Annotated in this window: 11 protein-coding genes, 1 tRNA gene and 1 pseudogene; 10 read left to right on the top strand and 3 right to left on the bottom strand. The window is 66.9% G+C overall.

Translation table 11 applies throughout. The features are described 5' to 3' along the window. The 5 genes and pseudogenes from RCJ92_RS12520 to RCJ92_RS12500 form a co-directional block, all read left to right on the top strand. Positions 1–248, top strand: a pseudogene (locus RCJ92_RS12520) (DUF501 domain-containing protein); the annotation flags it as partial. Then, complete coding sequence (locus RCJ92_RS12515) at positions 248–1204, top strand: Ppx/GppA phosphatase family protein (protein ID WP_446754727.1); 957 nt, start codon at positions 248–250, stop codon at positions 1202–1204. The pseudogene RCJ92_RS12520 and the gene RCJ92_RS12515, both read left to right, overlap by 1 nt. Before the next feature lie 168 nt (positions 1205–1372). Further along, positions 1373–2821 (top strand): S8 family serine peptidase, encoded by a 1449-nt coding sequence (locus RCJ92_RS12510; RefSeq protein WP_446754728.1) that lies wholly within the window; start codon positions 1373–1375, stop codon positions 2819–2821. A gap of 257 nt (positions 2822–3078) precedes the next feature. Continuing rightward, positions 3079–4446 carry an NAD(P)/FAD-dependent oxidoreductase gene (locus RCJ92_RS12505; protein ID WP_446754726.1) on the top strand — a complete coding sequence of 456 codons (1368 nt, stop codon included), beginning with the start codon at positions 3079–3081 and terminating at the stop codon, positions 4444–4446. Between the two features lie 139 nt (positions 4447–4585). Next, positions 4586–4670 (top strand) — tRNA-Leu (locus tag RCJ92_RS12500). 163 nt (positions 4671–4833) lie between these two features. Here RCJ92_RS12500 and RCJ92_RS12495 read toward each other — a convergent pair. Beyond that, positions 4834–5481, bottom strand: a complete 648-nt coding sequence (locus tag RCJ92_RS12495; RefSeq protein ID WP_446754725.1) for a hypothetical protein — start codon at positions 5479–5481, stop codon at positions 4834–4836. A gap of 327 nt (positions 5482–5808) precedes the next feature. Between RCJ92_RS12495 and RCJ92_RS12490 the strand changes: the two genes are divergently transcribed. The 3 genes from RCJ92_RS12490 (at position 5809) to ilvA (ending at position 9336) form a co-directional block, all read left to right on the top strand. After that, the gene (locus tag RCJ92_RS12490; protein WP_138173592.1) at positions 5809–6621 is read left to right on the top strand and encodes a Bax inhibitor-1/YccA family protein; all 813 of its coding nucleotides are present in this window, start codon (positions 5809–5811) and stop codon (positions 6619–6621) included. Positions 6622–6778: 157 nt separating this feature from the next. After that, on the top strand, positions 6779–8068 hold the full coding sequence (locus RCJ92_RS12485; protein ID WP_425545595.1) for an AI-2E family transporter: 1290 nt from the start codon (positions 6779–6781) through the stop codon (positions 8066–8068). Beyond that, positions 8065–9336, top strand: coding sequence for a threonine ammonia-lyase (gene ilvA, locus RCJ92_RS12480; protein WP_138173596.1), 1272 nt, complete (start codon positions 8065–8067; stop codon positions 9334–9336). Before RCJ92_RS12485 ends, ilvA begins: the two co-directional genes overlap by 4 nt. Before the next feature lie 152 nt (positions 9337–9488). Here the strand turns inward: ilvA and greA are convergent, their stop codons facing one another. Both greA and RCJ92_RS12470 read right to left on the bottom strand, forming a co-directional pair. Further along, positions 9489–9977: a transcription elongation factor GreA gene (greA, locus tag RCJ92_RS12475; protein WP_054821828.1), complete on the bottom strand. Its 489-nt coding sequence runs from the start codon at positions 9975–9977 to the stop codon at positions 9489–9491. 344 nt (positions 9978–10321) lie between these two features. Next, positions 10322–10714 (bottom strand): DUF4307 domain-containing protein, encoded by a 393-nt coding sequence (locus RCJ92_RS12470; protein WP_171021095.1) that lies wholly within the window; start codon positions 10712–10714, stop codon positions 10322–10324. 210 nt (positions 10715–10924) lie between these two features. On the opposite strand from RCJ92_RS12470, the gene mca reads away from it, so the two are divergent. Then, complete coding sequence (gene mca / locus RCJ92_RS12465) at positions 10925–11818, top strand: mycothiol conjugate amidase Mca (protein WP_138173658.1); 894 nt, start codon at positions 10925–10927, stop codon at positions 11816–11818. A gap of 62 nt (positions 11819–11880) precedes the next feature. Further along, entirely contained in the window at positions 11881–12162 is a 282-nt protein-coding gene (locus RCJ92_RS12460; protein ID WP_138173600.1) for a hypothetical protein, read from the top strand. Positions 12163–12383 lie beyond the last annotated feature (221 nt).

The raw sequence follows: 12383 nt of genomic DNA, 5'->3' as shown, positions 1-12383 counted from the left end.
TGCTGGTCGGCCATTCCCTGGCCGCCGGGGAAGGGGTCAACCCGCTGGGTGACGAGGCGCTGGCCGGGATCGCCGAATGGTGGACCAAGGACGTGTGCTACTGCACCGGGGCCTGGGACACGAAGGGCCCGGCCCCCAGCCGGGACCGCTCCCGGCACGTGAAGACCCAGGCGGTGGATCCGGAAGTCAAACGCGCCGAGCGTGCCCGCAAGCGGGCCGAACGCCAGGCGGCAGGGGAGGAGAGCTAATGCGGGTAGCCGGGATCGACTGCGGCACCAATTCCATCAGGCTGCTGATCGCCGAGGCCAGCCAGGGCGCCGACGGCGTGCAGCTGGCCGACGTCGAGCGGCGCATGCAGATCGTGCGCCTGGGCCAGGGCGTGGACGCCACCGGGCGGTTCGCCCCCGAGGCCCTGGAACGCACCTACGCAGCGGTGCGCGACTACGCCGCGCTGATCGAGCAGCACCAGGTGGCGCACACCCGCTTCGTGGCCACCTCCGCCACCCGCGACGTGGCCAACCGCGAGGAGTTCCTGGACACCATCGAGCAGATCCTTTCGGTGCGCCCCGAGGTGATCAGCGGCCAGGAGGAAGCGGCGCTGTCCTTTGCCGGGGCGACCGGCGTGCTGCCGGCCGATGCGGCCGGGGAGCGGATGGTCATCGACCTGGGTGGGGGATCCACCGAGTTCGTGATCGGCGCCGGACGCACCCCGCGCACCGCGGTGAGCCTGGACATGGGCTGCGTGCGGGTCACCGAACGCTTCTTCTCCGACGGGCTGGGCGGACTGGATGCCCGCAGCCAGGCCGCGGACTTCATCGACGACCAGCTGCGCGTGCTCGAATCCCTGGACCTGTCCCAGCTGACCGGGCTGGTCGGGGTCGCCGGGACCATCACCACGCTGACCGCCCAGGCGCTGGGGCTGGAGCACTACGACTCGCAGCGCATCCACGGCGCGCTGCTGGACTTCTGCCAGATGCGTGAGGCGACCGGCGCGATCCTGGGCATGAACCGGGCCCAGCGTGCGGCGCTGGGCTTCATGCACCCCGGACGCGTGGACGTGATCCAGGCCGGGGCGCTGATCGTGGAGCGCATCCTTTCCCACGTGCACCGGGCCACCAGTGGCCGGGTTGAGCGGATCACCGCCTCGGAACACGATATCCTCGATGGCATTGCCGCCTCGGTGGCCGCCCTGCACACCGCCTAGGCCCCAGGGGCCACCTTGGCCTCGGAGCCACCCTTGAGACCCACCCACCACACACCCGCACCCGATCATGCGTCACGGCCAGCCGGCCGGCGGCCCGGGGACTAGGAGGAAACCGTGTTCGCACGCACCGAGCCCCGGATCACCCGCACCCTTGGCACGCTGCTGGCCATGAGCCTGGCGCTCGTGCTGGGGGCGGGCGGCAACCTGCTGCTGGCACCCAGCGCCCACGCCGACAGCATCCGCGAGGCCGAGTACTGGCTGGACTCGCTGGGCATCAAGGATGCCCACAAGGACGCCAAGGGCCAGGGGGTGAAGGTCGCGGTGATCGACACCGGCATCGACACCTCACACCCCGACCTGCGCGGGGCCGTCACCGGCGGCACCGACGTCTCCGGATCCGGAGGACCGACCGGCAACACCCCGATTGGGGCGCGCAGCGAGCACGGCACCCTGGTGGCCACCCTGCTGGCCGGACGCGGGAACAACAAGGCCGAGATCGACCGGGTCAAGGCCGAGAACGAGAAGCTGAAGACCGCGTGGGAGAAGGCCAAGAAGCACGCGGAAGAGGAAGACGAGGACGTTCCGGAGGAACCGGAGTACGAGACCGTGCCCAAGCCCTCCGGCGGGCCGGACGGCGTGCTGGGGGTGGCCCCGGCCGCAGAGCTGATGTCCGTCTCGCTGTGGATGGGCGGGCAGAACCCGGCCGGGATCCCGGTCGAGGAACAGATCCCGCGCGCGGTGCGCTGGGCCGTGGACAACGGGGCGAAGGTCATCAACATGTCCTTGGGCTCCACCAGCCCGGCCTGGCCCGAAAGCTGGGATTCGGCGTTCAAGTACGCCGAGGACCACGACGTGGTGGTCGTGGCCGCAGCCGGGAACCGTTCCGGCGGGATGAGCCAGGTCGGCGCGCCGGCCACCATCCCCGGGGTGCTCACCGTGGCCGGGGTCGACGAGTCGGGCAAGGCCTCGAAGGACTCCTCCACCGAGGGCATCTCGATCGGGGTGGCCGCCCCGGCCGAGCCGCTGGTCGGCGGCATGCCCGGCGGTGACTATGCCCGCTGGTCCGGCACCTCCGGCGCAGCGCCGATCGTCTCCGGCGTGGTGGCGTTGATCCGCTCCAAGTACCCGCAGATGAAGGCCCCACAGGTCATCAACCGGATCCTGAAGACCGCCAAGGACGCCGGCGCCCCCGGGGTGGACAACCTCTACGGCTACGGGATCATGGACGCGAAGGCGGCCCTGACCGCCGACGTCGCCGAGACCAGCACGAACCCGCTGGGCACCATCGCCGAATGGATCCACGTGCACCGCCGGGACACCGACGCCGGAGCGCAGGACACCAGGGAACCGGGCATCTCCATGGAGAAGTCCGACCTGAAGCAGGTCGCCGCCCCGCAGCCGGTCGCCCCGCCGCAGGAGGCGCCGCTGCTGCAGCCGGCGCTCGTGATCGGCGCGGGGGTGCTGCTGGTGCTGGCCCTGGGCCTGGGCGGCTGGCAGGTGGCAGCGGCCAACCGGCGCTACCAGCGCTCGAAGCAGATCGACGACGCGGCACTGAGCGACCTGAAGGTTGGCCGGGCCCCGGGCAGCCGGGACCTGTTTGACGACGTGCCTGAATAGCCTTGCGGCAGCCCGGACGGGCTTTGCGGACGGGGGCAGCGATCCGGGAGACCGGCGCGCTGCCCCCGTTGCTGTTTCCGCGGTTCTGGACAGCAGGGCCGCCCCCAATCAGTGAGTTGGATCCGGGCCCGCCGCCGGGCCCTGCCCAGGACTGGACCGCCAAGGGCGAACCGGTCACAACACCGGGTGGCCAATCTCCCTCCCAATGGTTAGTGAATGTTTTCACTAACCTGGTTTTTCCGCGTAGAATCGGCCATATGTCAATCATCGAAAGCTCCCAGAAGCGTCCACGCATTCTCGTTGTCGGCGGCGGCTATGTCGGTCTGTACGTCGCGAAGAAGCTCCAGAAGAAGGTCAAGGCCCACGGCGGCATCGTGACCGTGGTGGACCCCAACCCCTACATGACTTACCTTCCGTTCCTGCCCGAGGTGGCCGGCGGCGGCATCGAACCACGCCACATCGTGGTCTCGCACCGCCAGCACCTGAAGGACTCGGAACTGATCAACGGTCGGGTCACCAGCATCGACCACGCCAGCAAGAAGGCCGTCATCGACCCGGTCAACGGCGAAAGCTTCGAACTGGAATACACCGACGTGGTGATGAGCGCCGGTTCGGTCACCCGTACCTTCCCCATCCCGGGCCTGGCCGAAGAGGGCATCGGGCTGAAGACCATCGAGGAAGCCACTGCGCTGCGCAACCAGGTTTCCGAGCGCATTGAATCGGCGTCCAACATGACCGACCCGGCCGAGCGCAAGCGTGCGCTGACCTTCGTGGTCGTCGGCGGCGGCTTCGCCGGCATCGAGACGATCACCGAAATCGAGGACATGGCCCGCTACGCCATCTCCCTGAACGACCGCATCGGCCAGGACGAAGCCCGCTTCGTGCTGATCGAGGCCATGGGCCGCATCATGCCCGAGGTCACCGAGGACCAGGCCGTCTGGGTTGTCGAGCACCTGCGCAGCCGCGGCATCGAGGTGCTGCTGAACACCTCGCTGGCCGACGCCACCGATGGCACCTTGAAGCTGATCAACATGGGCGACAAGTCCCCGGCCGGCGAATTCGACGCCGACACTCTGATCTGGTGCGCCGGCGTGATGGCCAACCCGATGGTTCGCTCCACCGACTTCCAGATCGAACAGCGCGGCCGCATCGAGACCCGCACCGACCTGCGCATCAAGGACGCCAACGGCGACCCGGTGGAGGGCGCCTGGGCGGCCGGCGACGTCTCGGCCGTGCCGGATGTGACCGGCGGGCTGCCCGACGGCACCTGCGTGCCCAACGCACAGCACGCCGTGCGCCAGGCCAAGCTGTTGGCCAAGAACCTGTACGCCGCCCGCTACGGCGTGGGCACCATCAAGGAGTACAAGCACAAGAACCTGGGTGCCGTTGCCGGTTTCGGCCGCAACAAGGGCGTGGCCCGCATCAAGTCGATCAAGCTGCGCGGCTGGCTGGCCTGGATGGCGCACCGCGGCTACCACGGCATGGCCATGCCGACCTTCGAGCGCAAGTTCCGCGTGCTCGGCGACTGGATGGTTGCCCTGTTCTTCAACCGCGATTCGCTGCAGCTGAACAACATGCAGAATCCGCGCAAGGCCTTCGAGGAGTCGGCCAAGCCGAAGAAGTAGCCTGCCGGCCGAAGAAGGCTGCATCAAGCGATGATTGACCCGACGGTGGGCCGACGCCACAGGCGCCGGCCCACCGATCCTTGCCGTTCCGGCGAAATTTCAGAAAATGGGAAAACATCGCGTAGGATTTTTCAAGCTGGCCCCTATGGTGGAATTGGCATACACGGCTGACTTAAAATCAGCTGCCGCAAGGCTTGTGGGTTCGAGTCCCACTGGGGGCACCAAAAGATACGCCGCTACATCCCCGGTTTACGCGGGGCGGTAGCGGCGTTGTCGTTTTCTGTGGCAGGTTCGGGAGCATGCCGGTGCACGCTGCCAGGTACTTCGATCCGGCATCCGGGCGCCGGCAGCCCGAACCTCGGCGGCCGGGGCTGCGTTGGCGGTGGGCTAGATGTCCTGCGCCTTGGCCCATGTCGTCCTGTCATAGTGGACCCGGTGTTGACCGTTGCCGGTGGCCACCTCAACGGTCTTCAGCTCAGGGTTGGCAGGTGCCAGGTTTTCCATGAAATCCCGCGCAATGTCCTCAAGGATCCCACTTGCCGCTGGTCCCGGCCACGCGGCAAAGACCGCCGCGTCCTCCACGCGAATCCGCAGCGTTCCAGGCTCACCTGCGGACCAGGAGTCAACGAAATAGTGCGGGATGGTGATCGCATCAGGGCACCGGGCCCGGTGAGCCTCGAGCCACTGCCGGCCCATCCGGTTCGCCCAGCGTTGCGGATTCGTCGCCGCCTGCGGGACCTGCCAGGCAATGCACTGCTTGTCCCACGCGGCCTCGGGGCGTCCCTCGGCCAGCGCCCGGGAACGAGCTCGCTCCAGCTCGCTCGCGGTCTGTGGCACCGCCGATGCGGGGGCCGAAGCCGCGGCGGTGTTGCGTGTGGGGACAATGGGGGTCCCGGCGTTCGCCTCGGCGGTGAGCGCGGGATCGTTGCGCAGGAATTCGTCGGACATGGCGCTTGTTATCAATAGCAGGAGGATCGCGGTCAGCGACGCAAGGACGGCGATGTTTCCTGCGATGCGCTTGACGCGACGAGACAAGGAATCCTCCAACCAATGACGTACCGGCTGCTCACGGATGCCTGCCGACCGGCGGCTGGCAATCGCGCGGCCCGAGGAAGTGATCCACCCACCACGACGCCGCTGCCAGCGGATTTTCGAGCCAGCCGGTGAGAACGCGTGAGCCTGTGAATCCATTATGTGGCACCTGCAAGTGAACTGCCATTTCGGGGTTCCGATGGTGATCTCATCCGTAGGAATGAGCGCCGGGAACACGAACTGACGTAGTCTTAAAGCAACTGTCGTTAAGTAGCAACGAGGCATCCTCGCCGACGCTTCGCGACTTGACCTAATTGAGGGGAAAAGACCTTGAACGGAAACCCGATCTTCGACTCCAAGAACCAGGCCCAGGCCTGGGGCACCAAGCAGTCCCAGAATCCTGTGGGCTTCCAGAACGCTCCGCAGATGAGCGCCAGCCAGCTGGAGGACATGTACCGCCAGCCATCGGCCACCGGTGCCGATACCGGCCGGATGACCATCGGCGATGTCATTAACAAGACCATCCTGACCCTGGCCCTGGTGGCCGTGGGTGCTGGCATCGGCTGGATGTTCCCGGCCCTGATGCTTGTTGGCGCGATCGTCGGGCTGGTTCTCGGCCTGGTCAACGCCTTCAAGAAGATGCCCTCCCCGCCGCTGATCCTGGCCTACGCGCTGGCAGAGGGTCTGTTCCTGGGTGGTCTCTCGCAGGCCCTGAACTCGCTCTACCCGGGCGTGGCCGTGCAGGCGCTGGTCGCCTCCATTGCCGTGGCCGCCACCACGCTGGCGCTGTACCGTTCGGGCAAGTACCGGATGACCCCGAAGCTGAACAAGATGTTCTTCGTCGCGATGATCGGCATGCTGGTCTTCTCGCTGCTGAACTTCGTGCTGATGCTCACCGGCGCGGTTGATGGAATGTTCGGCCTGCGCAGCGCCGGCGGCGGCATGCTGGGCCTGGCCATTGGCGTGCTGGCGGTTCTGCTGGCGACCTACGCCCTGGTCTCGGACTTCACCATGATCGAGGACCTGTCCAACCGCGGCGCCCCGGCCATCATGGCCTGGCGCGGTGCGTTCGGGCTGACCATGACCCTCATCTGGATGTACGTGGAGATCCTGCGCATTCTGTCTATCCTGCGCGAGCAGTAATAATCATATTGAGCGCTCAAACCGGAAGCGGTATCAGATTTGGATACCGCTTCCGGTTTTTTGTCACAATCGGTTCATAGACCACGGAAGCCGTGAAACGAAAGGGTAGCTTAGAGCCATGAAGAGCAGGATGTTTTCGTGGGCGCGCCGTTTGAGGGTGGCTCCACCGTCCGCTCCTACCTCCGCCATTGAGGAATTGGCGCCGGGACCGGCGGCCTTCCGTGATGGTGAGGACCTGCCCTACGGCATGCGCATCGCCGCGTCCTGGGCGTGGCGGTTCCTGGTCGTGGTGCTCGCCGTCGGCGTGGTCATCTGGCTGCTGTCGAAGATTTCGCTGCTGCTGATCCCGTTGATGGTCGCCGCGCTGCTCACTGGCCTGCTCGGGCCGGTGGTTGAGTTCATGCACGGCCGTCTGGCCGTGCCGCGGGGGCTGGCGGTGGGCATCACCGTGATCGGCTTCCTGGCGGTGATCACCGCCGGGCTGACGATGGTCGGCCAGCGGCTGAGCACCGGGTTCAGCGCCCTGTGGAATCAGGCCGTCATCGGCATCTACCAGGTGCAGGACTGGCTGTTCAACGGGCCGCTGCAGCTGAGCAACGACGACCTGGCCAATGTGGTCAACGACGCGCTGCTGCAGCTGCGTTCGAACGCCTCAAACATCCTGAGCGAGGCGCTGAGCTGGGGATCGGTGCTGGGCCAGATCCTGACCGGGATCCTGCTGGCGATCTTCGCGCTGATCTTCCTGCTGTTGGACGGGCGCAAGATCGGCACGTTCATGATCAACCTGCTGCCGCGCCGGGCCCGCCCGGCCATGGACGGGGCGGCGACCCGCGGGTGGAACTCGATGATCCGCTACGTGCGGGTCCAGGTGCTGGTGGCGTTCATTGACGCGGTCGGCATCGGCTTCGGGGCCTTCTTCCTGGGAGTTCCGCTGGCCCTGCCGCTGGGCGTGCTGGTGTTCCTGGGCTCGTTCATTCCGATTCTCGGCGCGCTGTTCACCGGCGCCGTCGCGGTGCTGCTGGCCCTGGTGGCCAACGGCTGGGTGAACGCGCTGATCATGTTGGCCGTGGTGCTGGCGGTGCAGCAGGCCGAGTCCAACATCCTGCAGCCGCTGATCATGGGCAAGGCCGTGAGCCTGCACCCGCTGGCCGTGGTGATGGCCGTGGCCGGAGGCACCATGGTGGCGCAGATCCCCGGGGCGCTGTTCGCGGTGCCGCTGATGGCGGTGCTGAACTCGATGGTCAAGTACATCGCCCACCGGTCCTGGGAGCACGACCCGTTCGTGACCGAACACTATGGGCCGCAGCAACCCGCGCCCCGGCCGACGGAACCCGAACGTGAACCCACCGCAGGCATCGGCTCTTCAGACACCGCAGCCCCCGTCCCGGCCGTGCAGCCGCCGCCCGGGGAACGGAATGAACCCGAACCGAACGAGGACCAACCGTGAGTACAGTGCAACAGCTACCCGTCACCCTGGAGGACATCGAGGCCGCCCGCAAGGTGCTGGCCCCGATCATTTCGCTGACCCCGGTGGAACACTCCCGGATGCTTTCCCGCCAGGTCGGCTCGGAGGTCTACCTCAAGTGCGAGAACATGCAGCGTGCCGGCTCCTTCAAGGTGCGTGGGGCGTATGTGCGCATGAGCAAGCTCAGCGACGCCGAGAAGGCGCGCGGCGTGGTGGCGGCCTCGGCCGGCAACCACGCCCAGGGGGTGGCCCAGGCCGCCAGCCACCTGGGCATCAAGGCGCGAATCTACATGCCGGTGGGGGTGGCGCTGCCCAAGCTGACCGCCACCCGCGACCACGGGGCCGATGTGGTGCTGCACGGCACCACCGTGGATGAGGCGCTGGCCGAGGCGCAGCGCTACGCCGATGAGACCGGGGCGGTATTCGTGCACCCCTTCGACCACCCCGACATCATCGCCGGGCAGGGGACCATTGGGCTGGAGCTGCTGGAGCAGCTGCCGGAGGTGGACACCGTGCTGATGGGCGTGGGCGGCGGCGGGCTGCTGGCCGGGGTGGCGGTGGCGCTGAAGGAAAAGGCGCGCCAGCTGGGCCGGCAGATCAAGGTGATCGGGGTGCAGGCGGAGAACGCGGCCGCCTACCCTCCCTCGCTGGCCGCCGACGCGCTGGTGCCACTGGACACGGTGCACACCATCGCCGACGGCATCGCGGTGGGCCGCCCCGGGCAGCTGCCCTTCCAAATCGTCAAGGCGTTGGTCGATGACGTGGTCACCGTCTCCGAGGACGCGCTGGCCCAGGCGCTGGTGGTGCTGCTGGAGCGCAACAAGCTGGTGGTGGAGCCGGCCGGCGCGGTCGGGGTCGCGGCGCTGATGGAAAACCTGCTGGCCAAGCACGGCATTGAATCAAAGAACTGCGCGGTGATCCTCTCCGGGGGAAACATCGACCCGCTGCTGATGCTCAAGGTGATCCAGCGCGGCCTGGCCGCCGGTGGCCGCTACCTGACCATCCGGATGATGCTGCCCGACCGCCCCGGCGCGCTGGCCAGCATCTCGCGGATCATCGCCGAATCCGATGCGAACGTCACCCGGCTGGACCACACCCGCATCGGCGGGGCGCTGTCCATGGGGGACGTGGCGATCACCATCGACATGGAAACCCGCGGCCACGAGCACTCGGAGATGGTGCTGAACAACCTGCGCGCCGAGGGCTTCGAACCGGTGATAACCAGTTCGGCCGGCGGCTCGGTGGCCTAGCCACGCCCGGACGCCGGAGCTTGCCACAGCGGCAAGCCGGCTCAAAGACCGCACCCCCGGTGCCCGCGCCGAAGCGCAGGCACCGGGGGTGCGGCTTGTTTTCGCGGGGCGGGGCCGGGACCGTGGTCCTGGGCCTCGCTGCCCTTGCGTGGCTAGAAGGGCTTGGCGGAGACAATCTCCACGGCGATGTCACGGCCGTTGGGGGCCAGGTAGCTGAGCTTGTCGCCGACCTTGGCACCATGGATGGCCTGCCCGATGGGGGACTGCTCCGAGTAAACTTCCAGTTCGCTGTCGCCAGCGACCTCGCGGCTGCCGAACAGGAAGGTGGTCTCATCGCCGGCGATCTTGGCGACCACCAGCATGCCCGGCTCAACCACGCCGTCATCGGCGGGAGGCTCCCCGACGTGGGCGCGACGCAGCAGGTCGGTCAGGTACACGATGCGGGCCTCGGCCTTGCCCTGCTCCTCGCGGGCGGCGTGGTATCCGCCGTTTTCCTTCAAATCGCCCTCGGACCGGGCCTGCTCGATGCGGGCGACGATCTCAGCACGCCCCGGGCCGGAGAGGTAATCCAGTTCCTCTTTCAGGCGGTCGTAGGCTTCCTGAGTCAGCCACACGACAGGTTCGCTACTGTTGGTGCTCACGTTGTACTCCCTCATGATCAGTGAAAGACTTCGCCCTGCCGGCGCTCCACCCGGTAGGGGAGAACACCGACGGCGTCCACCGCATGCACGGAAGGACGCCGGGCGAAGTCTGTGTTGTTACGTTTCTGCCGGCTCGACGCCAGGGGCGCCACAAGCAAAAGACCCCGCAGACGCAAGGGAGCGAACCAGCGTGGTCCACTCCCTGGGCCGTTGCGGGGCGAATCGTACTTTCATCGATGATAGTCGTGATCGGGCAATAAACCCAATAGATCGACTGCCGTGCAAGAAACTTTCAGGAAATGTTACCGCCCCTAAAACCCCCTTGAACCGGGGCCGGGGCGGAGCTAGAAGTCCTTGGGCACCTTGTAGCAGTCCTCGATGCCGGCGGTGGTGGCCAGGTTGTCGGTGCGCAGCGGAACGTCGAGCTTCAGCTGCACGTGGCGCGGGTTCTCCTCGGCCTCCAGGACCACGGTCTTGAACCCGACTACCGCGTAGCTGTCGTTCATCGCCCGCACTTCGCACTGCACCCGGTTCTTCGAGTCGTAGGAGACCTCCACGGTGGCCACGGCCTGGGTGGGTGAGATGATCTCAAAGCCCACGTCCTGGGAGGAGATCGGGGTGAAGTTGTTGATCCCGGCGTATGCCGCACCCACCACGCCCACGCCCAGGGCCCCGGCAATCAGCCAATTGCGGGTCTTGGGCGACAGTCGTTTCTTGGGTGTGTGGTAACGACCCATTAAGCTGGGATCAGACATGCAGCGCCTCTTGGTACTCTCTCAACAATCCGAATGGGACCAGTCTCCAGTCTACTGGCCAACGCGTGGAAGGAATATTCCGCGGCCGGTGAGAGTTGTCATGACGGGGTGCCGCGCCGGGCTTTGCCCCGGCCCGAGGCACCAGAGAACGCAAAAGGAAAGAGCTTAGTGGAGAGTCACGACGTGAAGAAGATGGCCCCGTCCCAGGGACTGCGGCTGCTGGCAGTCCATGCCCACCCCGATGACGAGTCCTCCAAGGGCGCGGCCACCATGGCCGCCTATGTCGACGCCGGCGCCGAGGTGATGGTGGTGACCTGCACCGGCGGTGAACGCGGGGACATCCTCAATGCCGCCGCCGGGGAGCTGGCCCACGCCCACCGCGACCTGCCCGGGGTGCGCCGCGGGGAGATGGCCGAGGCCGCCGCCGTGCTGGGCATCGAACACCGCTGGCTGGGCTACGTGGATTCGGGGCTGCCCGAGGGCGACCCGGTGCCCGAACTGCCCTTCGGCGCGTTCGCGCTGCAGCCGGTGGAGGTTGCCGCGGCCGGGCTGATCAAGCTGATCCGCGAATTCCGTCCCCACGTGATCACCACCTACGACGAAAACGGCGGCTACCCGCACCCGGATCACATCCACTCCCACCGGGTGGCGCTGTTTGCCTTTGAACACGCCAACAACCCGGACATGTACCCGGAACTGGGGCAGCCGTGGGAGGTGCGCAAGCTGTACTACGACCGCGCCTTTGCCCCCGAGCGCTTCCGCACCCTGCACTACGCCATGCTTGACGCCGGCTACGACTCGCCCTACACCGAACGGGTGCAGCGCTGGGAGGAGGACCAGCAGGACCAGATGTTCAGCTGGGTCTCCCCGCACACCACGACCACCCAGGTGTACTGCGCGGACTACTTCACGAAGCGTGACCAGGCGCTTTTGGCCCACCGCACGCAGATCGACCCTGAGGGCTTCTTCTTCGCCGTGCCCGAGTACCTCTATGCCGAACACTGGCCGTGGGAGGACTACACGCTGATCACCTCCAAGGTGCCCACCGAATTGCCTGAGTCCGACCTGTTCGCCGGGCTCAGATAGCGGCCCGCCACGCTAAGATAGTAGTAGGGCACTAACGCTGTAGAAATGAGTTGTACTAACCCGTGAACCATCTGACCTTGCTGTTGGCCAGCGCACCGGCCAACGAGTCGACCTCCAGTTACAACGCGGTCAGCCAGACCGGGCCGGGCTTCCTTGGCTTCGTGTTCACCGCGCTGATGGTGATCGCCGCGATCTTCCTGATCCGCGACATGATCCGCCGGGTGCGCCGCGTGCGCTACACCTCCGAAGCCGAATCCCGCCAGCAACGCCTGGTGGCCCGCGGGGAATCGCAGCCGCTGCAGAAGCCCGCCGGGAAGATCGACCCGAAAACCCGGGAAAAATGATCTGACCCCAACCAACGGTCCGGTCACCGGGCGGCGGGCTTCGGCCCGGCCCCGGTGACCGTGCATTTAACGCCACCGGCAGCCCGGGACGGTGGCGCCGGAACAATCCAGGGGTCGCGGAACGGGGCGGGGAGGAACAACATGAAACAGGTGCTGCTGTGGCTGCTGGCCGCGGCGGCGGGGGGCCTGGGGGTCGCCGGGTTCATCTACTGCAGGTCGGA

Source organism: Glutamicibacter sp. BSL13, from assembly GCF_052928425.1.
Note: the sequence above shows the minus strand (reverse complement) of the source record. Positions and strands in the feature narration are given on the sequence as shown.